28 protein-coding genes are annotated in these 26,085 nt (G+C 71.0%); 18 read left to right on the forward strand and 10 right to left on the reverse strand.

Going from position 1 to position 26,085, the window contains the following annotated elements; all coding sequences use genetic code 11:
• Positions 1 to 4: 4 nt before the first annotated feature.
• From ACO2Q0_RS01930 to ACO2Q0_RS01950, 5 genes are all read left to right on the forward strand, one after another.
• The gene (locus tag ACO2Q0_RS01930) at positions 5 to 391 is read left to right on the forward strand and encodes a cupredoxin domain-containing protein (RefSeq protein ID WP_423349789.1); all 387 of its coding nucleotides are present in this window, start codon (positions 5 to 7) and stop codon (positions 389 to 391) included.
• Entirely contained in the window at positions 388 to 1,764 is a 1,377-nt protein-coding gene (locus ACO2Q0_RS01935; RefSeq protein WP_423349790.1) for a spinster family MFS transporter, read from the forward strand. Before ACO2Q0_RS01930 ends, ACO2Q0_RS01935 begins: the two co-directional genes overlap by 4 nt.
• A gap of 26 nt (positions 1,765 to 1,790) precedes the next feature.
• Positions 1,791 to 2,246 (forward strand): c-type cytochrome, encoded by a 456-nt coding sequence (locus tag ACO2Q0_RS01940; protein ID WP_423349791.1) that lies wholly within the window; start codon positions 1,791 to 1,793, stop codon positions 2,244 to 2,246.
• Positions 2,236 to 2,706 (forward strand): VOC family protein, encoded by a 471-nt coding sequence (locus ACO2Q0_RS01945; RefSeq protein WP_423349792.1) that lies wholly within the window; start codon positions 2,236 to 2,238, stop codon positions 2,704 to 2,706. Before ACO2Q0_RS01940 ends, ACO2Q0_RS01945 begins: the two co-directional genes overlap by 11 nt.
• A gap of 134 nt (positions 2,707 to 2,840) precedes the next feature.
• On the forward strand, positions 2,841 to 3,818 hold the full coding sequence (locus tag ACO2Q0_RS01950) for an NAD(P)H-dependent flavin oxidoreductase (protein WP_423349793.1): 978 nt from the start codon (positions 2,841 to 2,843) through the stop codon (positions 3,816 to 3,818).
• Between the two features lie 126 nt (positions 3,819 to 3,944).
• Here the strand turns inward: ACO2Q0_RS01950 and ACO2Q0_RS01955 are convergent, their stop codons facing one another.
• Positions 3,945 to 5,255: an SLC13 family permease gene (locus ACO2Q0_RS01955; protein ID WP_423349794.1), complete on the reverse strand. Its 1,311-nt coding sequence runs from the start codon at positions 5,253 to 5,255 to the stop codon at positions 3,945 to 3,947.
• 45 nt (positions 5,256 to 5,300) lie between these two features.
• Between ACO2Q0_RS01955 and ACO2Q0_RS01960 the strand changes: the two genes are divergently transcribed.
• The 6 genes from ACO2Q0_RS01960 (at position 5,301) to spt (ending at position 11,759) form a co-directional block, all read left to right on the forward strand.
• Positions 5,301 to 6,092 (forward strand): hypothetical protein, encoded by a 792-nt coding sequence (locus tag ACO2Q0_RS01960; protein ID WP_423349795.1) that lies wholly within the window; start codon positions 5,301 to 5,303, stop codon positions 6,090 to 6,092.
• An 84-nt stretch (positions 6,093 to 6,176) separates the two neighbouring features.
• Positions 6,177 to 7,535 (forward strand): lipopolysaccharide biosynthesis protein, encoded by a 1,359-nt coding sequence (locus ACO2Q0_RS01965; protein ID WP_423349796.1) that lies wholly within the window; start codon positions 6,177 to 6,179, stop codon positions 7,533 to 7,535.
• Between the two features lie 10 nt (positions 7,536 to 7,545).
• A complete protein-coding gene (locus ACO2Q0_RS01970; protein ID WP_423349797.1) occupies positions 7,546 to 9,255 on the forward strand; it encodes a fatty acyl-AMP ligase in 1,710 nt (569 codons plus the stop codon).
• 5 nt (positions 9,256 to 9,260) lie between these two features.
• A complete protein-coding gene (locus ACO2Q0_RS01975) occupies positions 9,261 to 10,181 on the forward strand; it encodes an NAD-dependent epimerase/dehydratase family protein (RefSeq protein WP_423350509.1) in 921 nt (306 codons plus the stop codon).
• Positions 10,182 to 10,290: 109 nt separating this feature from the next.
• Complete coding sequence (locus tag ACO2Q0_RS01980; RefSeq protein WP_257839214.1) at positions 10,291 to 10,542, forward strand: acyl carrier protein; 252 nt, start codon at positions 10,291 to 10,293, stop codon at positions 10,540 to 10,542.
• A gap of 2 nt (positions 10,543 to 10,544) precedes the next feature.
• Positions 10,545 to 11,759 (forward strand): serine palmitoyltransferase, encoded by a 1,215-nt coding sequence (gene spt, locus ACO2Q0_RS01985; RefSeq protein ID WP_423349798.1) that lies wholly within the window; start codon positions 10,545 to 10,547, stop codon positions 11,757 to 11,759.
• On the opposite strand, the gene ACO2Q0_RS01990 is transcribed toward spt, so the two are convergent.
• From ACO2Q0_RS01990 to ACO2Q0_RS02000, 3 genes are read right to left on the reverse strand one after another with little or no spacing between them, the layout of a single operon-like run.
• On the reverse strand, positions 11,756 to 12,634 hold the full coding sequence (locus tag ACO2Q0_RS01990; RefSeq protein WP_423349799.1) for a hypothetical protein: 879 nt from the start codon (positions 12,632 to 12,634) through the stop codon (positions 11,756 to 11,758). The two genes, spt and ACO2Q0_RS01990, sit on opposite strands and share 4 nt — an antisense overlap.
• Positions 12,631 to 13,545, reverse strand: coding sequence for a diacylglycerol/lipid kinase family protein (locus ACO2Q0_RS01995; RefSeq protein ID WP_423349800.1), 915 nt, complete (start codon positions 13,543 to 13,545; stop codon positions 12,631 to 12,633). The genes ACO2Q0_RS01990 and ACO2Q0_RS01995 overlap by 4 nt, the downstream gene beginning before the upstream one ends.
• Entirely contained in the window at positions 13,542 to 14,651 is a 1,110-nt protein-coding gene (locus tag ACO2Q0_RS02000) for a CDP-alcohol phosphatidyltransferase family protein (RefSeq protein ID WP_423349801.1), read from the reverse strand. The genes ACO2Q0_RS01995 and ACO2Q0_RS02000 overlap by 4 nt, the downstream gene beginning before the upstream one ends.
• A gap of 78 nt (positions 14,652 to 14,729) precedes the next feature.
• Between ACO2Q0_RS02000 and ACO2Q0_RS02005 the strand changes: the two genes are divergently transcribed.
• The 6 genes from ACO2Q0_RS02005 to ACO2Q0_RS02030 all read left to right on the forward strand — a co-directional run bounded on the left by ACO2Q0_RS02005 (position 14,730) and on the right by ACO2Q0_RS02030 (position 20,287).
• Complete coding sequence (locus tag ACO2Q0_RS02005; protein ID WP_423349802.1) at positions 14,730 to 15,614, forward strand: metallophosphoesterase family protein; 885 nt, start codon at positions 14,730 to 14,732, stop codon at positions 15,612 to 15,614.
• 71 nt (positions 15,615 to 15,685) lie between these two features.
• Positions 15,686 to 16,120 (forward strand): HIT family protein, encoded by a 435-nt coding sequence (locus ACO2Q0_RS02010; protein WP_423349803.1) that lies wholly within the window; start codon positions 15,686 to 15,688, stop codon positions 16,118 to 16,120.
• A 57-nt stretch (positions 16,121 to 16,177) separates the two neighbouring features.
• The gene (locus tag ACO2Q0_RS02015) at positions 16,178 to 17,332 is read left to right on the forward strand and encodes an LptF/LptG family permease (RefSeq protein ID WP_423350510.1); all 1,155 of its coding nucleotides are present in this window, start codon (positions 16,178 to 16,180) and stop codon (positions 17,330 to 17,332) included.
• The gene (locus ACO2Q0_RS02020) at positions 17,329 to 18,387 is read left to right on the forward strand and encodes an LptF/LptG family permease (protein WP_423349804.1); all 1,059 of its coding nucleotides are present in this window, start codon (positions 17,329 to 17,331) and stop codon (positions 18,385 to 18,387) included. Before ACO2Q0_RS02015 ends, ACO2Q0_RS02020 begins: the two co-directional genes overlap by 4 nt.
• Positions 18,387 to 19,535 (forward strand): dATP pyrophosphohydrolase, encoded by a 1,149-nt coding sequence (locus ACO2Q0_RS02025; RefSeq protein ID WP_423349805.1) that lies wholly within the window; start codon positions 18,387 to 18,389, stop codon positions 19,533 to 19,535. Before ACO2Q0_RS02020 ends, ACO2Q0_RS02025 begins: the two co-directional genes overlap by 1 nt.
• A complete protein-coding gene (locus ACO2Q0_RS02030; protein WP_423349806.1) occupies positions 19,532 to 20,287 on the forward strand; it encodes a nucleotidyltransferase family protein in 756 nt (251 codons plus the stop codon). Before ACO2Q0_RS02025 ends, ACO2Q0_RS02030 begins: the two co-directional genes overlap by 4 nt.
• Here ACO2Q0_RS02030 and ACO2Q0_RS02035 read toward each other — a convergent pair.
• The 6 genes from ACO2Q0_RS02035 to ACO2Q0_RS02060 form a co-directional block, all read right to left on the reverse strand.
• The gene (locus ACO2Q0_RS02035; RefSeq protein ID WP_423349807.1) at positions 20,284 to 21,036 is read right to left on the reverse strand and encodes an NTP transferase domain-containing protein; all 753 of its coding nucleotides are present in this window, start codon (positions 21,034 to 21,036) and stop codon (positions 20,284 to 20,286) included. The two genes, ACO2Q0_RS02030 and ACO2Q0_RS02035, sit on opposite strands and share 4 nt — an antisense overlap.
• 214 nt (positions 21,037 to 21,250) lie before the next feature.
• On the reverse strand, positions 21,251 to 21,511 hold the full coding sequence (locus ACO2Q0_RS02040; RefSeq protein WP_309088138.1) for an SWIB/MDM2 domain-containing protein: 261 nt from the start codon (positions 21,509 to 21,511) through the stop codon (positions 21,251 to 21,253).
• Positions 21,512 to 21,632: 121 nt separating this feature from the next.
• A complete protein-coding gene (locus ACO2Q0_RS02045; RefSeq protein WP_423349808.1) occupies positions 21,633 to 22,130 on the reverse strand; it encodes a hypothetical protein in 498 nt (165 codons plus the stop codon).
• Between the two features lie 104 nt (positions 22,131 to 22,234).
• The gene (locus tag ACO2Q0_RS02050; RefSeq protein ID WP_423349809.1) at positions 22,235 to 23,341 is read right to left on the reverse strand and encodes an HlyD family secretion protein; all 1,107 of its coding nucleotides are present in this window, start codon (positions 23,339 to 23,341) and stop codon (positions 22,235 to 22,237) included.
• Entirely contained in the window at positions 23,338 to 23,793 is a 456-nt protein-coding gene (locus tag ACO2Q0_RS02055; RefSeq protein WP_423349810.1) for a PaaI family thioesterase, read from the reverse strand. The genes ACO2Q0_RS02050 and ACO2Q0_RS02055 overlap by 4 nt, the downstream gene beginning before the upstream one ends.
• A complete protein-coding gene (locus ACO2Q0_RS02060; protein WP_423349811.1) occupies positions 23,790 to 24,386 on the reverse strand; it encodes a TetR/AcrR family transcriptional regulator in 597 nt (198 codons plus the stop codon). Before ACO2Q0_RS02060 ends, ACO2Q0_RS02055 begins: the two co-directional genes overlap by 4 nt.
• 61 nt (positions 24,387 to 24,447) lie before the next feature.
• On the opposite strand from ACO2Q0_RS02060, the gene ACO2Q0_RS02065 reads away from it, so the two are divergent.
• A complete protein-coding gene (locus ACO2Q0_RS02065) occupies positions 24,448 to 26,013 on the forward strand; it encodes a DHA2 family efflux MFS transporter permease subunit (RefSeq protein ID WP_423349812.1) in 1,566 nt (521 codons plus the stop codon).
• Positions 26,014 to 26,085: the final 72 nt, after the last annotated feature.

Raw genomic sequence — 26,085 nt, forward strand, 5'->3', positions numbered from 1 at the left:
AGGAATGCAGCCCATCCGACGTCGCACGTTCGTGGGGGGCGCGGCGGCGGTCGCGGCCCTCGCCTCGGCCGGCCGCGCCGCGGCCAAGACCCACACGGTCACCATGGACCCGGCGGGCTCGAAATTCACCCCCGACACGATCACCGTACGCCGCGGCGACACCGTCGAATGGGAAAACACGACCAGCGTGCTGCACAGCGTGACCTTCGATCCGGCGAAGTCGAAGGTCGCCGGCAACGTGGAGCTGCCGGCTGGCGTCGCCGCCTTCGATTCCGGGCCGATGCGGCGCGAAGCCAAGTGGTCGCACGTGTTCGAGACGCCGGGTGTCTACCGGTACATCTGCCGCTACCACGAGAACATGCGGATGGTCGGGACCGTCGTCGTCAAATGAGCCCGACGGACGCCAGCGTCGCCCAATCCGGCGCGAAAGCCATCCCCCTCGCCCCTGAGACGGCGAGCGGCGCGACCCTGGGCCCTGGCTATCGGCGCTACGCGCTTCTGCTGCTCCTCGGCATCTACATCCTGAACTTCCTGGACCGGCAGGTGATCAACATCCTGGCCGAGCCGATCAAGCAGGACCTCGGCCTTGCGGATTGGCAGATCGGCCTGATGTCCGGCCTGGCCTTCGCCCTGTTCTACACGGTGCTTGGCGTGCCGATCGCGCGCGTCGCCGAGACCCGCAGCCGGCCGGCGGTGATCGCCGCGGCGCTCACGATCTGGAGCGGCTTCACCGCCCTTTGCGGCGTGGCGCAGAACTTCGTGCAGCTGTGCCTGTTCCGCATCGGCGTCGGCGTCGGCGAGGCCGGCTGCACGCCGCCCGCGCATTCGCTCATCACCGACTATGTTCCCAAGTCCCGACGCGCCTCGGCCTTGGCGTTCTACTCCATGGGCGTGCCGCTCGGCTCGCTGCTGGGCATGGCCATGGGCGGCGTCGTCGCCGACGCCTACGGCTGGCGGGTGGCGTTCCTGGTCGCGGGCCTGCCGGGCCTCGCGTTCGCCGTCATCGCCTGGCTGACGCTGAAGGAGACCCGTTCGCGGGTCCGGGAGGACGTCGCAGCGGCGCGGGCGGCGCAGCCGTCCTTCGCTGAGGCCATGCGGTTGCTGGCGCGGAAACGCACCTTCTGGCTGCTCGCGCTCGCCGCCGCGATCAAGTCTTTCATCAGCTACGGCCAGGCGCCGTTCGTCGCCTCGTTCTTCCTGCGCAACCATCCGGACCAGATCACCGGCCTGGCGGCCGGCTTCGATCTGAAGTCGGTGGGCTTCCTGGGCCTCGCCCTCGGACTCATCTCCGGCCTTTGCGGCGCGTTCTCCTCCATCGCCGGCGGCTGGATCGCCGACCGCACGTCGGCCCGGAACGTGCGCGACTGCCTGATCGCGCCGGCGCTGGCGGTGCTGGTGTCGGTCCCGGTCTTCATCCTGGCGCTGCTCACGCCCGACGCCCGCCTGGCCCTGGCGATCCTCGTGGTCCCCTACGCTCTCAACTACTTCTGGTACGGCCCGGTCTATGGGACGACCCAGGGCATCGTTCCGCCCAACATGCGCGCCACCGCCGCGGCGATCCTGCTGTTCGTCATCAACCTGATCGGCCTTGGCCTTGGGCCGCTCGCCGTAGGCCTGCTCAGCGACTACGTGGCGAACGGACTGGACCTCGGCCCCGGAGCCGGGATCCGCTGGGCGCTGATCATCGCCTCGCTGTTCGGCGTCCTGTCCGCCGGCCTGTTCTGGGCCGCCCGCAAGACCATCGCCCAGGAAATGGAAAGTTGACCGGTCCCTGCCGCAGAGGAGTCTCGATGTTCCGTGTTCGCGTAATCATGGCCGTGTGCGCCGCCGCCCTTGCCCTGGGCGGCGTGGCGAGCGCGGCCGGCATGGCCGATGTCGTCAAGACGCGCCAGGCCGCCCTGAAGGCCCTGGGCGCCGAGTTCAAGGCGCTCAACGATGAGAGCCGCAAGGGCGAGCCCGACCTGAAGCGGATCCGCGCCGCCGCGGCCGCGATGCGCAAGGCGTCCGGCGAGCTGCCGAAGTGGTTTCCGAAGGGCAGCGGCCCGGAGGCCGGCGCGCCGACCAAGACCAAGCCTGCCGTCTGGTCGGATTCCGCTGGCTTCGCGCAGTCGGCGCGTGAGTTGGGGGCCGAAGCCGCGAAGCTGCAGACCGTGGCCGCGGGCGGCGACGTCGACGAGATCCGCGCCCAGGCGAAGACGGTGGGCCAGACCTGCGGGGGGTGCCATGCGAAATTCCGTGAGAAATAGCGCTGCAGCGGCGCTGGCGTTGGCGGCCGCGCTTCATGTGGGACCGGCGGCCGCGCAGGCGCAGGGTGACTGGGTCAATGTCCGCAACGCCCGCGTCGCGGCCGCGGATGTGGCGAAGGCGGCGGCGTTCTACCGCGCCGCGTTCGGCATGCAGGAGATACAGCGCTACGAGCGGCCGGGCTTCCTGGAGGTGATCTTGAACTTCGGCCGCACCGTCGAGGAAGCGAAGGCTGCGCAGACGACGCGCATCGCCCTGATCACCCGGCGGCCCGACCAGCCGGCCGACGGGGTGTCGAACCTCGTGCTGAACGTGGGCGACATGGACCGAGTGATGGCTCGCGTGGCCGCGGCGGGCGGAACGGTCGAAAAGGCCCCCGCACGCTCCGCCGTGAGCGGCAATGTCATCGCCATGGTCCGCGACCCCGCGGGCAACCGGATCGAGCTCCTCATGCGGCCCTAGGGGGGCCTGCGTCGAGACCGGGCGCCGATCCTCGACGCGCAGATGCGGGCCGTCCGTCGTCGCCGTGACGATTCAGGTTGCCGCACGCGGCGGCGCCCCTGTACGCCCCACCTCAAATCGCAAGGGGAAACGCCATGAAGACGCAGATCACCGAACTCTTCGGCATCGAGCATCCGATCATCCAGGGCGGCATGCACATGGTCGGCTACGCCGAAATGGCCGCGGCGGTGTCCAACGCGGGGGGCCTGGGGATCATCACGGGGCTCACCCAGGGCACGCCCGAAAAGCTTGCCCAGGAGATCACGCGCTGCCGCGAGATGACCGACAAACCGTTCGGGGTGAACCTCACCTTCCTGCCGGCGGTGACGCCGCCGGACTATCCGGGCTTCGTCGAGGTGATCGTCAAGAGCGGCGTCAAGGCCGTGGAGACCGCCGGCAACAATCCGCAGAAGTGGCTGCCCGCCCTGAAGGAGGCGGGGATCAAGGTGATCCACAAGTGCACCTCCGTGCGGCACTCGCTGAAAGCCCAGGCGATCGGCTGCGACGCCGTCAGCGTCGACGGCTTCGAGTGCGGAGGGCATCCGGGCGAAGACGATGTGGGCAACTGGGTGCTGCTGCCGCGCGCGGCGGAGGAGCTGGAGATTCCGTTCGTGGCGTCCGGCGGCTGCGCGACGGGCAGCCAGCTCGTCGCCGCCCTGGCGCTCGGCGCCGAAGGCGTCAACATGGGCACCCGCTTCATCGCCACCGTGGAAGCGCCCGTGCATGAGAACGTGAAGCAGGCGATCCTCGCGGCCAACGAGCTGGACACCCGCTTGATCATGCGTCCGCTGCGCAACACCGAGCGGGTGCTGAACAACGCCGGCGTCGAGCGGCTGCTCGAGAAGGAGCGGACGCTGGGCGACAAGATCACCTTCGCCGACATCGCGCCCGAGGTGGCGGGCGTCTATCCCGCGATCATGAAGGACGGGAACATGGACGCCGGCGGCTGGAGCTGCGGGATGGTGGTGGGCCTGATCCACGACGTGCCCACCGTCGCCGAGCTGATCCAGCGCATCATGAGCGAGGCGGACACGATCATCCGCAGCCGCCTGGATCGCTTTGCGAGCACCTGAGGCGCCGCCGGAGCCTGACCGCTGGGGACCACGTCCGCGAGCGGTCCGCCCCACGACGCCACCACGTCCTTCCCGTAGATTCGCAGGTTGTGGCGGCGTCTTCAGCGCCGCCCTCATCCTCGTGCGTCAGAACGGGAAGAAGGCCGGGACGGTCAGCACCGCGGTCACGCCGGTGACGACGTTCAGCGGCAGGCCGATCCGCACGAAGTCCATGTAGCTGTAGCGGCCCATTTCGAAGACCAGCACGTTGGTCTGGTAGCCGAACGGCGTGGCGAACGCCGCGCTGGCGGCGAGCATCAGGCCCACCAGGAACGGCTGCGGACTGACGCCCAGACTCTCGGCGAGGGCCACCGCCACCGGCGTCATCAGCACCGCCACAGCCGCGTTCGACAGGATCTCCGTCAGCACCAGGGCGATGACGTAGAACAGGCCCAGCGCCAGGTGGGGCCCGAGGCCCTGCACGAGTGACGCCAGGCGGTCGGTCGCCGCCGCGGCCAGGCCCGTCACTTCCAGCGACAGCCCGACCACCACCATGCCGGCGATGAGGATGAGGATCTCGGGCCGCAGGCCTCTGTAGGCGTCGTCGGCGCTGATCACCCGGGCGAGGATCAGGCCGACCGCGCCGGTGAAGGCCGCTGCGGCGATCGGCGCGTAGCCCAGGGCGGAGATCGCCACCACCGCCACGAACACGCCGAGCGAGGCCAGACCGCGTCGCAGGTCCAGCGGACGGCGCTCGATGAACAGGCTGGCGTCACCCACCGCCACGTCCCGGCTGGATGCGGCGTCCTCAAGCGCCTGCGCAACCGACGGGGCCTCGGCGCCGTCTCGATCGCGCAGCAGCCGCGGCGCCACGAGCACCAGGTAGAGGCCCCCCACCGCGGCCACAATCACCGCGACGGGAGTGATGTCGAAGAGGCCGAATCCGGGCTGGCCGGCCGAGCGGGCCATGTCGTTGACCAGCAGGTTGGTGGAGGTGCCGATCAGGGTGCAGCAGCCGCCCAGGATGGTCACGTAGGAAAGCGGGATCAGGAACCGCTGCGGCGGCAGCTTCAGGGAGGCGGCCACGTCGCGCACGACGGGCGCCGCCAGCACCACGATCGGCGTGTTGTTGAGGAAGGCCGACACGACGCCGCAGAAGGCGATCATCAGCCAGAGGCCCGCCGCGCCCATGCGGCCGCACAGGCGCACCCCGGCGCGGATCAGCAGGTCCAGCAGGCCCGACAGTTCCATGGCGTAGGCGATGACGAACAGCGAGGCGAGCGCGATCAGCGCCGGGCTCGCGAAGGCGCCCTGCGCCTCCACCGGGCGTATCACGCCCAGCCCGAGGAGGGCCGCCGCGCCCGCGAGCGCCACGACGTCGGCGCGCATCCGGTTCCAGATGAGCGCCGCCATTACCGCCGCCAGGACGGCCAGCGCACAGCCCTGGTCGAAGGTCATCGCGACACCCTAGGTGACCCGCGCGACGGCTGCTATCCTCGATGCATGGATAGTGTCCGCGCCTGGCCGGCGGTCGGGCTGATGGCGGCTCTGGCGCTGCTGTCGAGCTGTGGCCCGCGTGAACAGGCCGCTCCGCCCGAGCCCGCCGCGCCGCCGCAGACGGCTCCCACTCCGCCGCCCACCCCGCCTGTCGTGGGCCGCGCAGAGTTGCTGGCCGCCGTCGCCGCGGCGGCGTCGGCCGTCGCGGCCGGCGATCCGCCGCCTGCGGCCGCCGGCGCCCTCGCCGGACGTCGTTTCGCGCTGCGCCTGCCCTTCGGCTGCTTCGGGCCCTCGCCCGACGCTGCGGCCGGCTACGCCTATGACGCGACGAAGCAGGTTCTGAAACTCTCCGCGCGGCCCGAGCCCTGGACCGACGCCGACTGGGCCCGCGAGTTGGCGGGAACGCCCTCGACCGAGGCTATCGAAGGCTTCTGGATCCGCCGCCCGTGGATGGCGGCGGAAGCCTGCCCCAAGGCCGCGCCGGCGCCGATGATCGCCCCGGCGCCTGAGACGGTCGGACTGGCGCAGGTGTTCGAAGAGGGCGGCTCGCGCCTGCAGCGCCGGGCGGGCCGGCCCTACGAGGCCACCGAGAAGCTTGAGACCGAGCCGCCGCCCGGCCAGGGCGGTTTCCGCCTCGCGCTGGAGGGCCGCGTCGCCGCGCCGGCCGCCGGCGGCGGCCCGATCCGCTGCCGCGCCGCACACCCCGACACCCCGCCCCTCTGCCTCGTCCTGGTCGACATCGACAGGGTCGCCTTCGAGGACGCCGCCGGCCGGCAGCTCGCCGAGTGGCGGAACTGAGCCATCCGGCGGCATTGAGGCCGGGCGGCTTCCGGCGCAGAACACGGCCATGGTCCTGACTCGCATCATCGCCGGAGCCGCCGCGTGACGGCCGAGCCCGCCGAGGCCGGCGTGGGCGCGATCCTGAAGCGCGTGGTGGCCAACGCCGGCGTGCTGCTGGGCGGCCGCACGGTCAACGCGGTCCTGGGACTCGCCTACCTCGCCATCGCCGGCCGCAGCCTGGGCGCGAGCCAGATGGGCGTGCTGGTCCTGATCACCGCCTTCGCCCAGTTTCTCGGCGATGTCGTGAAGTTCCAGTCGTGGCAGACCGTGATCCACTACGGCGCCCGCCCGCTGGCCGACGGCGACCGGCCGGCCTTCCAGCGCATGCTGCGCTTCACGCTCTTCCTGGACGTCGTCAGCACGCTGCTGGGCCTTGGCATCGGGATCGTCGGATCCTTCGCCTTCGCCGGCCGGCTAGGCTGGAGCCAGGAGATGGCGCCGGTGGCGGCGCTCTACATGCTGAGCATTGTCTTCGTCGTCTCGGCCATGCCGACGGGCTTGCTCCGGTTGTTCGACCGGTTCGACGTGCTGGCCCAGCAGACGGCGCTGGTGGGTCTCGTGCGCGTGCTGGGCAGCGTGGCGGCCTGGACCGTCGGCGGCGGCGTGCCCGCCTTCCTGCTGGCCTGGGCGGCGGGCAGCATCGCGGGCTGGCTCTACCTGGTGGCGCTAGGCTTGGCGGAGCTGCGCCGCCGCGACCTTCTGACGGGCTTCTCGTGGAAGGGCCGGCTCACCGAGGGGATGCCCGACGCCTGGCGCTTCGCGTGGAACACCAACCTCGCGTCCACGCTGGACGTGGCCTTCACCCATGTCGCGACCCTGGTCGTGGGCGCCCTCGTCGGCCCCGCGCAGGCCGCCTTCTGGCGGGTGGGCCGCCAGGTCGCCGACGCCATCGCCAAGCCGGCCAAGCTCCTGACGCCTGCGCTCTATCCCGAACTGGCCCGCCTGCGCGCCGGCGAGCACCACGACGCCATGTGGCGGCTGGCCCGTCAGGTCGGCTTGCTGGCCGGCGGCGCGGGCATCGTCCTGCTCGCGCTCGCAGCCCTCGCCGGCGGCCCCCTGCTGTCGCTGGTGATGGGCAAGGCCTTCGCGCCGGCGGCCGGCGTGATGACCTGGCAGGTGGCCGCAGCCGTGGTCGGCATCTTCGCCTTGCCGCTTGAGCCGATGCTCGTTTCCCTGGGCAAGCCCGGCCGCGCCGTCTGGGTGCGTCTGGTGGTCGGCGCCGCCTTCCTTGTCGCACTCCCCTTCCTTGTCGAGGCGTTCGGCCTTACAGGGGCCGGCGCAGGCCTCGTGGGGGCGGCGGCCGCCCTTGCCCTGGGTCTGCTCTGGTTCATCCTGAGAGAGAACGGGAATCGCCGCGGCCCACCTTCGAACGAGCCCGCCGCCGACCCCGACGAAGTCTGAAAGACCTAGCGTGACGCCCACCCCCACAGCTCCCGACCGGCCGTTCCGCACCGGCGGATTCGCGACCCTCACCGAAGCGCTCGACTTCGCCGCCGCCGGCCCGACGGGCGTGAACCTTTACGGCCTGCGCGGCGAGCTGGTCCTGGCCCTGCCTTACGCCGAGCTGCGCGAACGCGCGCGCGCCCTGGCCGCCCGCCTGCTCGCCGCCGGCGTCCAGCCGTTCGACCGGGTCGGCCTCGTGGCCGAGACCGACACCGATTTCGTGGTCGCCTTCTTCGCTTGCCAGTACGCCCGCGTGACCCCGGCCCCGTTGCCGCTGCCCGCCCCGCTCGGAGGGCGCGAGGCTTATGTCGAACAGATCGGCCGCATGCTGGCCTCGGCCAAGGCCGCCGCCGTCTTCGGGCCCGAGGCGCTGATCCCGTGGCTGCAGGACGCCGCCGCCGTCGCGGGCACGCCTCGCGCCCTGCGGGTCCAGGACCTGCCGGAAGCTGCGCCCGTCGAGCTTGCGGCGCCGCAGCCCGACGACCCCTGCTACGTCCAGTTCTCCTCGGGCAGCACGCGCAACCCGACGGGCGTGCTCTGCACCCACAGGGCGCTGATGGCCAACGCCACCGCCATCACCCGGGACGGCCTGAAGGTCGTGCCGGCCGACCGCGCCTTCTCCTGGCTGCCGCTCTACCACGACATGGGTCTAGTCGGGTTCCTGATGGCGCCGCTCTCGGCGCAGATGACGGTCGACCTGATGCCGACCGGCGCCTTCGTCCGCCGGCCGCTGATGTGGCTCGACCTGATGTCCAAGAACAAGGCGACCATCTCGTACAGCCCGACCTTCGGCTACGAGCTGTGCGCGCGACGCGGCGACGGCTCGCGTGAGGGCCTCGACCTCTCGGCCTGGCGCATCGCCGGCTCCGGCGGCGACATGGTGCGGCCGGGCCCCTTGGCCGCCTTCGCCGAACGGTTCGCCCCCGCCGGCTTCTCCGACAAGGCCTTCGTCGCCAGCTACGGCATGGCCGAAGCGACCCTGGCGCTGACCATGGCGCCGCTCGACCGCGGCCTGCGCTTCGAGACCGTCGACACCGACCGGATGGAGCGCGACGGCGCAGCGATTCCCGGAGACGGCGGCCGCAGCCGCGCCTTCGTCCGCTGCGGCCCGGTGCTGCCGCTCCACGAGCTCGAGGTCCGCGACGAGGCCGGCAAGGTCCTGCTCGAGCGCCAGGTCGGCCGCATCTTCGTGCGTGGACCCAGCCTGATGCGCGAGTACTTCGGCGAGCCTGAGGCCTCGGCCCGGGTGCTGTCGCCCGACGGCTGGCTCGATACGGGCGACCTGGGATTCCTGGTGGACGGCGAGATCGTGCCGACCGGCCGCGCCAAGGACCTGATCCTGCTGAACGGCCGCAACGTCTGGCCGCAAGACCTTGAATGGTCGGCGGAATCCGAGATCGAAAGGTTGCGCAGCGGCGACGTGGCGGCGTTCTCCATCGATCGCGACGAGGGCGAACAGCTCGTCGTCCTGGTGCAGGCCCGCACCAGCGACCCCGACGCCCGCCAGGCCCTCGTCGACGACGTGGCCGCCCTGCTCCGCGCCCGCCACGGGGTGGAAGCCAAGGTCGAGCTGGTGGGAGCGCACGCCCTGCCGCAGACCTCGTCCGGCAAGCTGTCGCGGTCCAAGGCCCGCGCCCTCTATCTCGCCGGCGCCTTCCAGGCGGAGGCCACGGCCTGAGCAGGCTGGCCGCGGTCACCGGAGCCACCGGCTTCCTCGGCCGCCGGCTCGTCCGGGCGCTCGCCGAGGCCGGGTGGCGGGTCCGCATCCTGGCCCGCAGGGATCCGATCGACCCGCTGTGGGCGGGGATCGAGCCCGAAGTGGTCCCAGGCGACCTTTCCGATCCGTATGCCCTGGCCTCGCTCACGCGCGGCGCCGACGCCGTGATCCATGGCGCCGCCGTGGTGAAGGCCCGGAGCGCGGGCGAGTTCGCCGCCGTCAACCGCGAGGGCGCGCGCCGCCTCGCCGAAGCGGCGGCCGACGTTCCCCAGGTGGTGCTGGTCTCCAGCCTCGCCGCGCGCGAACCCCAGCTCTCCCGATACGCCGTCAGCAAGCGGGCGGCGGAGGAGGCGATGGCCGAAGTCCTCGGCGGGCGCCTGACCGTCGCCCGGCCCCCGGCGATCTACGGGCCGGGCGACCGCGAGCTGCTGCCTGTTTTCCAGGCGGCCGACGCCCTGCCGGTGCTTCCTGTGCTGAGTCGGACGGCCCGTGTCGGGATGATCCACGTGGACGACGCCGCGCGTCAGGTCGCTACGCTGGCGGCGCTGGCTCCCGGTCGCGTGGTGGGCCTCAGCGACGGCCGGCCCGACGGCTATCTCTGGTCGGAGCTGATGACCGAGGCCGCCCGGGCCTGCGGCCGTACGGCGCGGTTGGCCGCCGTACCGGCGTTGCTTGTCCACGCCGTCGGAATCACAAATGATTTCAGCGCCCTTCTCGGCGCCAATCCGATGCTGACCTCCGGAAAAGCGCGCGAACTGCTGCATCCCGACTGGTCCGTCGCGCCGCACGAGCGGCTGGAGGGCCTTCCCGAGCCGATCCACACGTTGACGAGCGGATTCGCCGACACGGTGCAGTGGTACCGGCGTGCGGCGTGGATGAAACATTAGCTGCGGATTTGTGACGCGCCTCGCAGGGGAAGGTGGAAATCCTAGGCCAACATGCTTAGGTACCGCCGCTGCGGTTGCAGTCTGTACGTACTTGGGGGCTTGGCACATGGTGGAACTCGCGACGGATCTTACCGTCCGCGAAGTCGCGAAAGCGGCTGAGACCGTGCTCCAACGGCCGGTGAACGTCACCCCGGACACGGACATCGCCCGCGACCTCGCCGTCGACTCGCTCGCGCTCATGAACATCGTCATGGAGCTCGAGGATCGCTTCGACCTGTCGATCCCCCTCGACCGGCTGGCGACCGTCCAGACCGTCGGCGACCTCTCCGAACTGATCAATACGCTGCGGACGAAGGCTTAAGAATGGGGCTGCTCGACAAGCATCTGGGCTATCGCGCCCCGCTGGAAGCCATCCGCGCCGTGGGCGCCGATCCCTCCAACGTGCGCTTCGAAGCCATCACCTCGCCCACCGAGGGCGTGCTGAACGGCAGGCCGGTGATCCTGCTGGGCACCAACAACTACCTGGGCCTGACCTTCGATCCCGACTGCATCGACGCCTCCGCCGAGGCCGTCCGCCAGTGGGGCACGGGCACGACGGGGTCGCGCTTCGCCAACGGCACCTTCCAGGGTCACGCGGCGCTCGAGCAGTCGCTCGCCAAGTTCTACGGCCGCAAGCACGCCATGGTGTTCACCACCGGCTACCAGGCCAACCTGGGCTCGATCTCGGGCCTGGTCGGGCGCGGCGACCACCTGATCCTCGACGCCGACAGCCATGCGTCGATCTATGACGCGGCCAAGCTCTCGGGCGCCGAGGTCATCCGCTTCCGGCACAACGATCCCGACGACCTGCACAAGCGCCTGCGCCGCCTGGGCGACGCGCCGGGCGGCCGGCTGATCGTCGTGGAAGGCATCTACTCCATGATCGGCGACGTCGCGCCGCTGAAGGAGTTCGTCGACGTCAAGCGCGAGATGGGCGGCCACCTCCTGGTGGACGAGGCCCACTCCATGGGCGTGCTGGGCGAAAAGGGCCGCGGCCTGGCCGAAGCGGCCGGCGTCGAGGACGGCGTCGACTTCATCGTCGGCACCTTCTCCAAGAGCCTGGGCTCGGTGGGCGGCTTCCTCGTCTCGGACGAAGAGAATTTCGACCTGCTGCGCATCGTCAGCCGGCCCTACATGTTCACCGCCTCTCTGCCGCCGGCGGTCATCGCCTCCACCCTCTCGGCGCTGAAGCGCCTGGAGGAGGACGCCAGCCTGCGCACCCGCCTGTCCGCCAATGCCGACCGCCTCTACGACGGCCTGCGCGACATGGGCTATTCGGTGGGTCCGCACGCCAGCCCCATCACCGCCGTCGAGATGCCCGACCAGGCGACCGCCGTCGGCATGTGGAACGCCCTGCTGCAGAACGGCGTCTACCTGAACCTGGCCATCCCGCCGGCGACGCCCGAGAACAAGTCGCTGCTGCGCTCCAGCGTCAGCGCCGCCCACACGCCCGAGCAGATCGACGCCGTCCTGGCGGTGTTCGAGCAGCTTGGCCGGGAGTTCGGGCTGCTGGAAGGCCGCCGCCGGGCCACGGCCTAGCGCTTCCGGGTCTTCCTCAGCGTCCACAGCACGCCGGGCGCCGCCAGGATCGGATGACGCTCGCGGAAGGGCGTGACCTCCAGGGCCACGCCTGTGTGCTTCTCGATCTTGTAGGCGGCATACTTCGCCGCGCCATCGAAGGTGAAGGCGGCCTTCGCCAGCCTCGCCAGGTTCAGCGGCTTGCCGAGCGCCGAGCGCACCGCCCAGCCGGGCAGGCCCTTCTTCTTCGGCCAGTAGGTCCCGGCCATCTCCGAGAATTCCACGCCCGCCGCGCGCCAGGCCATCGGCAGCAGCCGCGCGAACCGGTCGGCGTTCGAGCCCAGCACCGTGTCCGCGCGCTCAGGGCTCTCCACCCGGAACTCGGCGGCGTAGGTCTGCCGGAACAGCGCCGTCCAGTAGGCCTCCGCCCGCCCCTGCTGGGGGCCGAGCGCCGCCGCGTACCGGGAAGCGGTCTTCACCGCCTCGGCCACCGCGGCCGCCACCTCGGCCTCCTCCCCGCCCGACCAGGCGATCGCGGCCGGCTGCACGAAGCGGGTCCAGATGGTGGTGTCCAGCGTCCGCCCCTCGGCCGCGCGTCGGAACACCGAAAGCGGCAAGGTCGCCACCTTGGCCTTCAGGCCTCCGAACTCATGGTAGCTGACCTCGGGCCACAGCACCCGCTCCACCGCGCCGTGGAAGCCCGTCCGGTGCGGCCGCTTCGTCAGCACGTAGAAGTCCAGCAGCCCCGACAGGTCGCCGGTCCTGAGCGTCGAGCCGTAGTACAGCACGGCCACGTCCCGCGACCGGTCGGCCAGCGCGGCGGCGAACGCGCCCACCGGCTCGGGCAGCGGCCGCGCCAGTTCCTCGGCCAGCAGCGCCTCCAGCGGCCCGCTCACGTGATCACGAACTCCAGGTCCGGCCCCTGGCGCACGATCAGCTCGCCGCCCGGATAGATCTCGCCGTCCAGGGTGAAGTCGCCGTTGAACGCGAGCCCCATCTCCGGCACGTCGCGGCGGCGATAGCCGGCCTGCTCCAGCCACGGGGCCTCCGAGCCGGCCAGCAGCGCCGGCACGGCCCTGGGCAGCTTCAGCGGCGGGGCCTCGACGGCCAGCACCTTCAGGCCCTCATGAGGCGGCCCGAACGGCTTCAGGCCCAGCGGGAAGCGCTTGAGCGTCGCGGCCAGCACCAGGAACCAGTCGCGGGTCTCGGGCGCAGCCTCGCCGAGCGTGAGCATGGCCGGCTCGCCGCGCCGCCAGGGATCGGCCGGCCCGCCGGCCAGCGTCCGCCCGGCCGCGCCCAGGATGGTCATCACGATGGCGGCGTTGTCGAAGAAGCCGAGGCCGTGCGTCTTCTGCGCCAGCTCGGTGCCGCGCACGAAGGCGCCCATGCCGAACAGGAAGCCGCGGTGTTCCGGCACGGTTTGGCCGGGCCGCACCACCTCCAGGCAGGCGCGCAGCTTGCGCTTCTTGGGATCGCGGGCCGCCGCCAGCATGGCGCGCACCGGGGTGCCCAGCGGCACGCCCAGGTCCAGCGCCAGCGCGTTGGTCTTGCCGTTCGGGATCACCCCGAAGGTCGGCAGCTTGTCGCCGTAGGCTTTGGGGGCGCGGGTCAGCACGTCGCGCACGGTGCCGTCGCCGCCGTCGATGACAACCAGGTCGACGCCCGACTTCGCAAACCAGGCGAGGGCGTCGTAGAGGTCGTCGGGCTTCTCGGGCACGGCTTCCAGGACGCCGGGCGGCGCGTCGACCGGCCCCGCCGCCTGGTTGCGGTGGCTTTTCAGGTTGCGGATGACGCCGGCGCGGATCAACGCGCCAGCCAGGACACGACCTGGCCTTTCGGAACGGCCATCGCCTGCAGCACCTGAACGAGATGGACGACGAGGCAGATCGCGGTCCAGACGCCCACGACGAACAGCCCCCATCCGGGCTGGCCGACCAGCCAGGCCAGCGTCAGCACGATCATGTTCGGGTTCCGCCTTGCTGTGATCAGCCGGAAGAAGCTGTCGAACGGCCGCCACGAATGCACGTGGAAGCCGAACAGGCGCATGAACGCGCCCTCCTCCAACCGCTGCAGCACATAGCCCGCCAGGATCACGCCGAGCGTCAGCTCGGGGAACGGCGGCGGCAGGCCGACCTTGAAGCAGCCCACGTACCAGGCCCACCACCAGAACGGCGGGTGGATCAGGTCGATGCCATGATCGAAGACGTTGCCCCACTTGGACGAGGTCATGGTGGTGCGGGCAAGCTTGCCGTCCACCGTGTCCAGGAAGGTCATGATCCAGCCGGCCAGCAGGCCCCAGCCGAACTCGCCGATCCAGAACAGCCAGAACGCCAGCAGCACCAGCAGGAAGCCTGCGGAGGTCACCATGTTCGGCGTCAGCTTCGCCTGGGCGCACCAGCGGGTTACGATCCGCGCCGGCACGGGCCAGACGTACTTGGTCACGATGTCCGTCACGCCCTTGTACGAGCCGGCGAAGGTGCGCGCCTCGATGGCGCGGACGTTCTCGCGGGTCAGCGGCGCCAGCACCGGCGCCTCCCGCTTGCGCAGCGCCTCGTTGTAGGCGAGCTCGGCCGGCGACAGCACCGTCAGGCCTTCAGGAGCCCGGCCCAGGGCCAGATCCGCCGACGCCGCCTCCGCCGCCTCGCCGTCCACGTGCGCCGCCACGGCGCGGCCATCGTCCGTCACCAGCACCGAGCCCGGCCGCCTGGCCAGCGTCGCCACCAGGGCCTCGTCATAGACCCAGTCGCCCAGGGTGATGACCGCGCCGCGGCCTGCCTGCGCTTCCTCCGACGGCTCGACGCCGGCCCGCACGTACTGGCGCCGCAGCCGCTCGCGGGCGGTCATGCCCCAGAGGCGCACCTCGCCCGAGCCGAGGATCAGTCCTGCCGGAGTCGTCTTGCCCTCGGTCGTCAAAGTTCGCTCGCGCCTCTCACGCAAATCGCCGGAAACTGGTACGTGCCTAAGGCCCTGCAAATATTACGCGGCCCCGAATTGTCCACCTTCCGCCTCGCCCACCTGTCGGACCCGCACCTCGCGCCGCCCGAGTCGGCGATGCGCGGCGGCGGCCTCTCCAAGCGCGTGCTCAGCCGCTTCGCCTGGCGGCGCAAGCGCCATCGTCACGATCCGGCGGTTCTGGACGCGATCGCGGAGGATCTGCGCGCCGCCGGTCCCGACCATGTGGCCGTAACAGGCGATCTCACCAATTTCGCGACAGCCGAGGAATTCGCCGCCGCCGCCGTCTGGCTGGAAAGCCTCGGCCATCCGTCCGCCGTGACGGTCAGCCCCGGCAATCACGACGCGCTGGTGGCCCGCGGCGCGCCCGACCGCTTCGCCCCCTGGCGCCCCTGGCTCGGCGACGAAGCCGACGACGACTTCCCCCGCGTCCGCGTCCGCGGGCCCGTCGCCATCGTCAACGCCTGCTCGGCCGTGCCCACCGCGCCTCATCTGGCCACCGGCCAGCTCGGCGGCGCCCAGCTCGACCGTCTCGCGGACGTTCTGACCGAAACGGGTGCGAAGGGACTTTTCCGCGTGTTGCTGCTGCATCATCCGATCGCCCCCGGCGTGGTCTCGAAGCGCAAATCCCTCGATGACGCGCCGGCGCTGCGCGAGATCCTCGCCCGCCACGGCGCCGAACTCGTCCTGCACGGTCACGCCCACGAGGCGCTGCTGAACCGCGTCGCCGGGCCCGCCGGACCGATTCCCACCATGGGCGTGCCTTCCGCCTCGACCCCAGCCGGCCACCACGACCCGGCGGCCCGCTGGAACCTCATCGAGATCGCCCCGGGCGCCGCCGGCTTCCAGGTCCGCATCGAGGCGCGCGGCGTCGTGCCCGGTCCGGCCGTCCAGCCGGTCGGCGCCTACGTTCTGGCCGCCTGAACCCTTTCACGGCGCAGGCGCGGTCCCTATGATTACGGCCGCGCCGCCCTTCATCTCAGTCCGGGAACGTCGTGACCAATCCCACGGCCCAAAAGTTCGGTTATCCCCGCACGCTCGTCGCCGAGACCGCGTCCTGGCTGGTCCTCGTCCGGCCGCAGCAGCCCACGTTCGGGTCGCTGGTGCTGGTGTGCAAGGAGGACGCCCAGGCCTTCTCCGACCTCACGCCCGCCGCATTCGCGGATTTGAAGGCCGCCGTGCAGGGCATCGAAACCCTGCTCCGCGACGCCGTCGGCTACGAGAAGATCAATTACCTGATGCTGATGATGGTCGATAAGGACGTGCACTTCCACGTCCTGCCGCGCTACGAGGGCTCCCGTGAGCACGACGGGAAGAGCTTCGCCGACGCCGGCTGGCCGGGCCAGCCTCAGCTTGGATCGCACGTCGCCCTGTCCGACGACGAGGCGGCCGGACTCGCCGCGCACTTCGCCGCCCGCTGGCGAGCCTGAAAGCCGCCGCGCGTGAACCTCATCGACCGCTATCTCCTGCGAAGCGCGCTGTGGCCGATGGTCGGCGCCACGGGCGTGACGCTGGTGGCGCTGCTGCTGGAACGCATCCTGCGACTGCTCGACATGCTGTCGGCCTCCAGCGAGCGGTTCAGCTTCGTCGCCCAGCTCGCCGTCAACCTCGTGCCCCACTACATGGGCCTGACCCTGCCGGCCGCCTTCTTCATCGCGCTGATCATCGTCGTGAACCGGATGAACCAGGCGTCCGAGGTCGACGCCCTGTTGGCGGCCGGCGTTTCGCTGACCCGCCTGGCCGCGCCGTTCCTGGCCCTGGCCGCCGTCCTCAGCTTCCTGACCCTCATCGTCTTCGGCGTGCTGCAGCCCTACAGCCGCTACGCCTACCGGGCCGTGCTGCACGCCGCCCAGAACGCCGGCTGGAGCGGCGTCGTCCCGGAAGGGACGATCATCGAGCCGAACGACAAGCTGACCATGACCACCGACCAGGCGGACGCCGCCGGCCAGAGGCTCAGCCGGGTGTTCATCCGCCGCATCGACGAGCAGGGCCGCGAGGAGGTCACCACCGCCGGCATGGCCGAACTCCGCCGCTCCGAGGACGGCAAGAACGTCACCCTGGCGCTCAAGGACGGCCAGCAGCTCCGCTTCAACGCCCGCGGCGAGCCCGAGCTGCTGAGCTTCAAGGACTTCACCATGCAGCTCCCGCTCAGCGGGCCGGCCCGGCTGTTGCGCGCCCGCGGCGGCGACGAGCGTGAGCTGAACCTGTTCGAACTGGCGTCCAGGTCCCGCGACCCGCATTCGGTGATCCCCAAGGAAACCCTGCTGGCCGAACTCTACGGCCGCCTGGCCCGCGCCTTGGCCCTGCCGCTGCTGCCGCTCCTGGCGGTGCCCCTTGGCCTGTCCGCCAAGCGGTCGGGCCGGGCGCCCGGTGTGATCGTCGGCGGGCTCCTGCTGCTGGCCTTCCACCACCTGATCCAGCTGGGCCAGGGCTTCGCCGAAACCGGCCGCGCGCCCGCCGAGCTCAGCGTCGGCCTGCCGTTCTTCGGCTTCGCCGCCATCTGCCTCACGGTCTTCCTCACCAGCCGCAAGCGGCCCGGCGAGACGCCGATCGGCCGGCTGATGGAGCACCTGTCGGTGATCGTCACGCGCATCCGGGCGCGCTTCCGGCGTGAGGCCGCGAGCGAAGGCGCGCCCGCGTGAAGCTCGCCCGCTACCTCTTCCTGCTGACCGCCGGGCGCATCCTGGCGGCGCTCGCCGTCCTGGTCGGGGTCCTGCAGATCCTCGACCTGCTGGATGTGACCACCGACATCCTGGACCGCGGCCTGGGCGCGGGCGGCGTCTTCTACTACGGCCTGCTGCGGCTCCCCCGCCTGATCGAGCAGGCCGCGCCGCTGGCCGTCCTGGCCGGCTCCCTCTTCGCCTTCGCCAAGCTGGCGGGCGAGAGCGCCGTCACCGCCATGCGCTCCACCGGCATCTCCGCCTACCGCATCACCGCCCTGGCCCTCCCCGCCGCCGCCCTGCTCGCCGCCGTCCAGCTCGTCAACGGCATGATCGTCGCCCCGCGCGCCGACGCGCGCCTCACCGACTGGTGGCAGGCCACGGCTCCTCAGGAGGATCAGGTAAAGCCCCAGGACCAGATGACTTTCCGCGTCGGTCAGGAGATCGTCGTGGGCCGGCCGTCCGAGGACGCCCGCCGCCTCGACCAGCTCACCATCTACCGCCGCGACGGCCAGGGCCGCCTCGTCCAGCGCACCACCGCCGAGGCGGCGGTCTACGACCAGGGCGCCTGGCGTCTCGTCTCGCCGCGCTTCGAGGCCGTCAGCCCCGACGGCGTCAGCTCCGGCGCCGCCCAGTCCATGACCTGGACCCAGAACATCCGCCCGGCCGACATCCAGGCGCTGCGCACCGGCGCCGCGACCGTCTCGGCCGCCGAGGCTCGCCGCGCGTTGCAGGGCGGCGTCTCGGTCCGGCCCAAGACCTTCTACGACACCCAGGTGCAGCGCGCCTGGGCGGCGCCCTTCGCCTGCATCGTCATGCTGCTGCTGGCCGCGCCGGCCGCCATGGCGAATTTCCGCGGCGGGGCCTCGACCCTGATCGTCCAATGCCTGGCGGCGGGTCTGGTCTACCTCGTCTTCGACGGGGCCTTCACCGCGCTCGGCGAGAACGGGGCCGCGCCCGCCGTCCTGGCGGCTTGGGCGGCGCCGGCCATCTTCGCCGCCCTGGGCGTCACCGCCCTGCTCTACCTGGAGGGCTGATGGCTTACGACAGCCCGGCCTCCAGCGTCCGTCTCGTGCCGGTCTCCACCGCCGCCGAGCTGGAGCGGTTCATCCGCCTTCCCATGCGGCTGCAGGCGAACGATCCGAACTACATCGCGCCCCTGCTGCTGGAGCGGCGCGAAGCCCTGTCGCCCAAGACCAACCCCTTCTTCGCCCATGCCGACGTGCAGTTCTGGCTGGCGGTGAAGGACGGCCGGGACGTGGGCCGCATCTCGGCCCAGATCGACCGCCTCAACCCCCAGACCGCCGAGGGCTACGGCAACTTCGGCCTCATCGCCGCCGAGGACGATCAAGAGGTCTTCGCCGCCCTCTTCGCCGCCGCCGAGGCCTGGCTGCGCGAGCGCGGCTGCAAGGCGGCGCTGGGGCCCGTGAACCTCTCCACCAACGAGGAGGTGGGCCTGCTCGTCGAGGGCCACGACACCCCGCCGATGGTGATGATGGGCCACGACGCGTCCTTCACCGGTCCTCGCATCGAGGGTCAGGGCTACGTCAAGGCCAAGGACATCTACGCCTACGAGTGCAGCGTCGCCGACGACCTGCCCGCGCCCATCCTGCGCCGCGTGCGCAAGCCGCTGGCCGAGGGCGTGGTGCTCCGCACCCTCGACATGAAGCGCTTCGAGGAAGAGGTCCGCACGCTCACCGACATCCTCAACGACGCGTGGAGCGGCAACTGGGGCTTCACGCCCACCACCGAGGCCGAGACCAAGCAGCTCGCCACGGCGCTGAAGATGGTCATCGACCCGCGACTCACCTGGTTCGCCGAGATCGACGGCGAGCCCGCCGGCTTCATGGTCCTGCTGCCCAACGTCAACGAGGCCATCGCCGACCTGAAGGGCAAGCTCGTTCCGTTCGGCTGGGCCAAGCTGCTCTGGCGTCTCAAGGTGTCTCGGGTGAAGTCCGGCCGCGTGCCGCTGATGGGCGTGAAGCGCAAGTTCGCCTCGACCCATCGCGGCCAGCTCCTGCCGTTCCAGCTCATCGACGCCGTCGTGCTCGCCGCCCGCAAGCTGGGCTACCGCCGCTACGAGCTGTCGTGGATCCTCGAGGACAACGCGCCAATGCGGCGCATCTGCGAGGCCGGCGGGGCGCGGATCTACAAGACCTACCGCCTCTACGAGAAGGCGCTTTGACGGCCTTCTCCGCCCTGATCCTGGCCGGCTCGCGAGAGGGTGGCGCCGACCCCGTGGCCGACTATGCGGGCGTCCCGCACAAGGCGCTGATCCAACTCGAAGGCCGGCCGCTGCTGGCCCGGGTCGCCGAGGCGCTGCGCGCCGCCGGCGCCGCTCGCATCGGCGTCTCATGCAATCACCCCGCCGTCGAAGCCCTGGCGTATGAGCTTGGGCTGGAGGTGCTGGCCTCGGCGTCGGGACCCAGCCAGAGCGTGCTGGACGGCGCAAACGCACTGGGCTTCCCGCTGCTGGTCACCACCGCCGACCACGCCCTGCTGCGGCCCGAGTGGGTCACGCGCTTCCTCGCCGACGTACCGGCCGGAACGGACGTCGCCGCCATGGTCGCGCCGAAGACCGCCGTCGAGGCCGCCGCGCCGACGACGAAGCGCACCTACCTCAAGCTCGCCGACGGCTGGTGGTCGGGCTGCAACCTGTTCTGGCTGGCTTCGGAGCGTGCGCTCGGCGCAGTCGCCTTCTGGCGCAGGCTGGAAGCCGAGCGGAAGCGCCCGTGGAAGATGGCCCAGATCCTGGGGCTGGGCATGCTGTTGAAGTACGTGGCCGGCATGCTCAGCCTGTCCGGGGCCGCCAGGCGCCTCGGCGAACGCGCGGGCGTCGAAGCCCGGGTCGTGGCGACGCCCTACGGCCTCGCCGCCGTCGACGTGGACAAGCCCGCCGACCTCGATCTGGTGCGGGCGCTGACTGCGAAGGCCTAGGCCTTCACGGGCTCCTTCACCCACGCGGCGGACAGCTTCATCAGGTTGTCGACGTCGGCGGGGAAGTCCATCTCGCCCCACTGCAGGCCTTCGATCGACTGGACGCGCACGTCCACGCCGCTCCGGGCCAGCTCGTCGATCGCCGAGAGGTACCAGCGCTTCAGGCCCTCGGGCCGCTGCAGGGCGTGCTCGACCGCCGCCCGGAACTTGGCCGCGCCCACGGTCGAGAAACGCAGGAAGCCGATCGACTCGGCGTCATAGGCCTCGATCGTCTTGCCGATAGCCAGCAGCCGGCCGTTGTCGGTCAGCACCTTCATGTCGTCGGCGTCGTATCCCGGCTTGCGGTCCACCGTGACGGTGATCTCGGCGGGCGGCGCTTCCATCAGGCGCTCGACGATGCCGGGGCCCGGCAGGGTGTCGCCGTTCAGCAGCAGCACCTCGCGGTCGAACAACTCGCGCACGATCCACACCGAGGCCAGGTTGTCGGCCACCGAATAGAAGGGATTGAAGGCGAGCCGGACGGCCAACTTCAGGTCCAGCCGCTCGATCTCGGCGGCGACGGCGTCGGCGCGGAAGCCGGTGACGATCACCACCTCCTCGACGCCCGCGGCCTCCAGCCGCTGGAGCTGCCAGGCCAGCAGGGTCTTGCCCGAAAGCTCCACCAGGCACTTCGGGCGGGTTTCGGTCAGCGGCAGCAGGCGCTTGCCCTGCCCTGCGCTCAGGATGATGGCTCTGTTCGGCGACTTCACGGGCTTGATCCCTGGCGGACGGTCTGGGCCTGGATACACCGGAGGCTCACGCTCGCGGCCGTGATGCATTGCCGCGCCCCGCCCCCGTTGGCGAGGACCTTATCTAGTTCGCCTATCCGAAATGTGAAGAAACCCCGCAGGGCGAGCGGCCCGCGAGGTTTCTTTGTACCAAGTCTGGCAGGCCGCGGCGACGCGCGCCGTGGCCGGTCGGCGCCTACTTCAGGTGCTTCGCCAGGTGCTTGTTCATCTCGAACATCGAGACCTTGTCCTTGCCGTCGAAGATCGGCTTCAGCTTGGCGTCCGCCAGGATCTCGCGCTTGTTCTGGGGATTCTGAAGATTGTTCTTCTTGATGTAGTCCCAGATCTTCGAAACGGTCTCGCCGCGGGACAGCTGCCCCGAGCCAACCACCGCAGCCAGTTCCGACGAGGGCGTCAGCGGCTTTTGCAGCGCGTTCGTGTTCTTTCCAGTGGCCATGGGCTCCCCCAGCTAGAGTGTCCACGCCTCCCCGGCGCGAGGGATGCGCCGAGTGAGTCGCTTGGAAGTATCCTAGCGTGACCGGCGCATCGCGCTACAGGGAAGCGCACGTCGGCTCGCTTTATGGGCGCAGGCCGCCCGTGGTGGGGTCTTCGTAGGCGCCCGCGGCGCGGGCGGCGTCGCGGTCCAGCGGACGGCGGGCGTCCGGCGAACGGCTGATGTCGTCGTCTCCGCCGGCCGCTTCCACCATGTCGTATTCCGCACGGGTGGCGGCTTCCGTCAGGGCGTCGGTGCGCTTGTCGCGGCTGAAGTAGCGGTAGGCGCCGTAGGCCAGCGCCAGGCCGAGTACGACCACGCCGACGACGTTCATCAGGCCCCAGCCGACGCCGCCGGCGTCCACTTCGCCCGGTCCCGGCCCGTTGGCCGAGCCCATGGAGTTCAGGATGCCGACGCCTGCGGTCAGGGTGAACGCCCAGAAGGCGGCGGCGAGCGCCCAGGCCACCCACAGGAAGATCTTCCCGCCGACGCCGCCGCTCGTGGTCTCGACCACCTCGTGGCGGCGCTCGTAACCCGTGTCGTAACGGGTGCTGTCCAAGTCGCTATAGGGCCGAACGGCCATGTCGCGTCTCCCGATTTGTCTCGGGAGTTCCAACACCTGGGCCGCCGGGCCGTTCCCGCGAACTGCGCCGCGAGCCCGAGGGGATGAGGGCGAAGTTCCTGCGCTCAGCCGTCCAGCTTCACCGTCACCTTGGCAGACAGCCCAGGCCGCAGCTTCGCCACTTCGGGCTGCCCCGGCTCGAAGACCAGCCGCACCGGCACCCTCTGGACGATCTTGGTGAAGTTGCCGACGCCCGGTTCGAACGGCAGCAGGGCGAATTCCGAGGCCGAACCGGGCGCGAAGCTCTCCACCCGCGCCTTCAGGGTCACGCCCGGCATGGCGTCCATCTTCACGCTCGCCCTTTGGCCCTTCAGCATCCGGGCCGTCTGCGTCTCCTTGAAGTTGGCCGTGATGTAGAGCCGGTCCAGCGGCTCCAGGGTCATCAGCCGCGAGCCCGGCTGGACGTAGTCGCCGACGTTCGCCTGCCGGTCGCCGACCACCCCGGCGATCGGGGCCCGGATCGCCACATGGGTTTCGTCCTGGCCCGCCAGGGCGCGCGCCGCCGCCGCCTTCGCCCGGGTCGCCCTGGCCTGCGCCAGCGCGGCCTCCAGCTCCCCTCGCCGCCGCTCGGTGGCCAGCGCCTCGCTGCGGCTCACGGCCAGGCTCGCGCGGCTCTTCTCGGCCTGGGCCTGGGCGGCGATAGCCTGGGCCTCCACCCGGTCGGCGTCGCGCCTCGGCGCATAGCCCACCGCCAGCAGCTTTTCGTAGCGGTCCCAATCCGCGCCGGCGCGCCGCGCCTCGGCGTCCGACGCCCGGATCGCCGTCTCGGCCTCGCGCACCGACGCCCGGGCCAGCGCTTCCTCGGCGTCCAGGCGGGCGAGCGCGGCCTCCGCCGCCTGCACTGCCGCGTCGGCCACGGCCACGTCGCCCTCGGCCGACGCCAGCCTTGCGGCATATTCCTCGGGGTCCAGCCGCACCAGCACTTGGCCCGCGCGCACAGCCTGGTTGTCGGCCACCAGCACTTCGGCCACGTGGCCGCGCACCCGCGGCGCCACCACCGTGGAATAGGTCTTCACATAGGCGTTGTCGGTCGTCACCGAGCCCTTTGCGGCGTGCAGGTAGCCGACGCCGCCGGCCCCCACCACGAGCGCCGCGCCCAGCACCATGAGCCCACGGGCCGGCAGCTTGCGGGCTGGCTTCGCCGGCGCCGCCTCGATGGCTTCCATCTTCATCTGTCGAACACCAGCAGCGTGGAGGTGGCGGTGGCGTAGAGCCGGCCCTGCAGGTCGGTCAGCTTGCCCTCGGCGAAGGCGGCCCGCCGGCCGAGCTGAACCACCACGCCCTCGGCGCGGATCGGTCCCGTGTCCTTCGTCAGCGGCCGGTGGTAGGCCACCTTCAGCTCCAGCGTCGTGTAGCCCTGGCCGGCCTTCAGCTTCGAATGCACCGCGCAGCCCACGGCCGAGTCCAGCAGGGTCGCCGCATAGCCGCCGTGCACCGTGCCGATCGGGTTGTAGACGCTCTCGTCGGGATGGCCGCCGAACACGACGCGGCCCTCCTCCAGCTCCACCAGGTGGAAGTTCAGCGTCTTGCCGATGCCTTTGAACCCGTCCCTGCGTTCGGGGTCGAAGGCGGCCTGGAGCTGTTCCAGCCCGGTCATCTGGGAGAGGTCGGTGACGGCGTTCATTGGGAAGGATCCTCTGGCGCGCCCATGCGGGCCTTGATGCTGCGGCGGCAGTCGGCCAGCAGCCGCTCCGCCAGGTCGTCGTCGGCGACGGCGCGCGACAGCGTCACCGCGCCGGCCATCTCGGCCACCAGCGAGGCCGCCAGGCCGTCGCGGTCCGGCTCCGTCTCGGGCAGCCAGGCGGCGATCCGCCCGATCATGCCGCGCAGGCCCGCGTCGAAGGCCGCGCGCACGGCTTCCGGCTGCCGCGGCAGCTCGCTGGCCAGCGCCGTCACCGGACAGCCCCGCGCCCGCCGCGCCCGGTGCGCCATCGAGACATAGGCGTCGACGAAGACGCCCAGCGCCGCCTGTCGGTCCAGGCCTTCGGTCAGGCGCGCGAAGCGCCGACGGCTCTCGGCGAAGGCCTCCTCCAGGGCGGCGACGATCAGCGCCTCCTTGTTCCGGAAGTGGGCGTAGAAGCCGCCGTGGGTCAGGCCGGCCTCCGCCATCACCTCGGCCACGGCCACGCCGTCGGGGCCCTTCGCCCGCACAGCGGCGGCCGCGGCCTTCACCACCTTCTTCCGGGTCTCTTCCTTGTGGGTTCCGCTGTAGCGCATTGCACGGCCCGCCTTTATATGATGTGCATCATATTATGAGCGGCCGCGCGGAACGCAAGCCATGACCTCCTTCAATCCGGCCGCCCTGCCCGAGCGCCGCAAGCTGACGATCTTCGCCATCATGGCCTTCGGCCAGTTCATGGCTCTGCTCGACATCCAGATCGTCGCCGCCTCCCTGAACTCGATCCAGGCGGGCCTCAGCGCCGGCCCCGACGAAATCGCCTGGGTCCAGACCGCCTATCTGATGGCCGAGATCGTGATGATCCCCCTGGCCGCCTTCCTGTCGCAGGCGATCTCCACCCGCTGGCTTTTCGCCGCCTCGGCCGCGCTCTTCACGCTCTCGAGCCTGCTCTGCGGCCTGGCCTGGGACATCGAGTCCATGATCGCCTTTCGCGCACTCCAGGGCTTCGTCGGCGGGGCCATGGTGCCGCTGGTCTTCGCCACCGGCTTCGCGATGTTCGAGGGCCCGAAACGCGCCGCCGTCCCGGCCATCCTCGGCATGGTCTCGACGCTGGCCCCCACCCTCGGCCCCAGCCTCGGCGGCGTGATCAGCGACGCGCTGGATTGGCGCTGGCTGTTCTTCCTCAACGTGGTCCCCGGCCTCGCCATCACCATCCTGCTGCCGATCCTGGGCAAGGTGGACGAGGCCCAGCCCGCCATGCTCCGCCGCATCGACTGGCTGCACGTGGCGTCCCTGGCCGTCTTCCTGGGCGCCCTGCAGTACGTTCTGGAGGAAGGCACCCGCCACGAGTGGTTCCAGGACCCGGCCGTCGCCACCGCCGCCTGGCTCTCCTTCGTCGCCGCCGTCGTCTTCTTCGAACGGACCTTCTTCTCGTCCATGCCGGTGCTGAAGCTCACGCCCTTCCGGCGGCCGACCTTCGCCATGGCCTGCGTGCTGAACTTCGTGATCGGCTTCGGCCTCTACGCCGCCACCTACCTGACGCCGGTCTATCTCGGCCGGGTGCGCGACTTCTCCAGCCTGCAGATCGGCGGCACGGTTTTCGTCACGGGCGTCGCCATGATGATCACCGCCCCCATCGCCGCCCGCCTCTCGACGAAGGTCGACGGCCGCTATGTCATCACCGTGGGCTTCCTGATGTTCGCCGCGGCGCTGTGGATGTTCTCCTGGGTCACGCCCAATTGGGGCTTCGGCGAGCTGTTCTGGCCCCAGGTGATGCGGGGCCTCGCCATGCTGCTCTGCATCGTGCCCGCCGTCGGCATGGCGCTGAACGGCGTCGCGCCGGCCGAGCTTCGCTATGCCTCGGGCCTCTTCAACCTGATGCGCAACCTGGGCGGCGCGGTCGGCATCGCGCTCGTCAACACCTGGCTGGGGGACTTCACCCGCGCCCACGCCTCCAGCCTGTCGGCGGGCCTGGGCGAGCGGCCCGACCGCGCGGCCGAGATGCTGGCGGGTCTCGCCCGCAACGCCCAGGCCCTGACCAGCGACGCCGCCCAGGCGCTGCAGATCGCTCAGGCCCAGATGGGCGCCGTAGTGGTCCGCCAGGCCCTGACGCTCGCCTTCGCCGACACCTACCGGCTGATGGCCTGGCTGTTCCTGGCCGCCCTGCTGATCGTCCCCTTCGCCAAGCCCGCGCCGGCCGGGGGACCGCCGCCGTCGGACCACTAGGCGATCATTGACTTAACCCCACGGGAAGCCGCCAACTTCCGCGCAAGGGACACAGAGCCTGCGTTGGGAGGA

Source organism: Phenylobacterium sp. VNQ135 (genome assembly GCF_049445735.1).
Classification (GTDB): Bacteria; Pseudomonadota; Alphaproteobacteria; order Caulobacterales; family Caulobacteraceae; genus Phenylobacterium.

Excerpts from the sequence above, each read along its gene's own strand:
- ACO2Q0_RS01930 (WP_423349789.1), top strand. The coding sequence starts at position 5 with ATGCAGCCCATCCGACGTCGCACGTTCGTGGGGGGCGCGGCGGCGGTC.
- ACO2Q0_RS01935 (WP_423349790.1), top strand. The coding sequence starts at position 388 with ATGAGCCCGACGGACGCCAGCGTCGCCCAATCCGGCGCGAAAGCCATC.
- ACO2Q0_RS01940 (WP_423349791.1), top strand. The coding sequence starts at position 1,791 with ATGTTCCGTGTTCGCGTAATCATGGCCGTGTGCGCCGCCGCCCTTGCC.
- ACO2Q0_RS01950 (WP_423349793.1), top strand. The coding sequence starts at position 2,841 with ATGAAGACGCAGATCACCGAACTCTTCGGCATCGAGCATCCGATCATC.
- ACO2Q0_RS01955 (WP_423349794.1), bottom strand. The coding sequence starts at position 5,255 with ATGACCTTCGACCAGGGCTGTGCGCTGGCCGTCCTGGCGGCGGTAATG.
- ACO2Q0_RS01960 (WP_423349795.1), top strand. The coding sequence starts at position 5,301 with ATGGATAGTGTCCGCGCCTGGCCGGCGGTCGGGCTGATGGCGGCTCTG.
- spt (WP_423349798.1), top strand. The coding sequence starts at position 10,545 with ATGGGGCTGCTCGACAAGCATCTGGGCTATCGCGCCCCGCTGGAAGCC.
- ACO2Q0_RS02015 (WP_423350510.1), top strand. The coding sequence starts at position 16,178 with ATGGTCGGCGCCACGGGCGTGACGCTGGTGGCGCTGCTGCTGGAACGC.
- ACO2Q0_RS02025 (WP_423349805.1), top strand. The coding sequence starts at position 18,387 with ATGGCTTACGACAGCCCGGCCTCCAGCGTCCGTCTCGTGCCGGTCTCC.
- ACO2Q0_RS02040 (WP_309088138.1), bottom strand. The coding sequence starts at position 21,511 with ATGGCCACTGGAAAGAACACGAACGCGCTGCAAAAGCCGCTGACGCCC.
- ACO2Q0_RS02045 (WP_423349808.1), bottom strand. The coding sequence starts at position 22,130 with ATGGCCGTTCGGCCCTATAGCGACTTGGACAGCACCCGTTACGACACG.
- ACO2Q0_RS02050 (WP_423349809.1), bottom strand. The coding sequence starts at position 23,341 with ATGAAGATGGAAGCCATCGAGGCGGCGCCGGCGAAGCCAGCCCGCAAG.
- ACO2Q0_RS02055 (WP_423349810.1), bottom strand. The coding sequence starts at position 23,793 with ATGAACGCCGTCACCGACCTCTCCCAGATGACCGGGCTGGAACAGCTC.
- ACO2Q0_RS02060 (WP_423349811.1), bottom strand. The coding sequence starts at position 24,386 with ATGCGCTACAGCGGAACCCACAAGGAAGAGACCCGGAAGAAGGTGGTG.
- ACO2Q0_RS02065 (WP_423349812.1), top strand. The coding sequence starts at position 24,448 with ATGACCTCCTTCAATCCGGCCGCCCTGCCCGAGCGCCGCAAGCTGACG.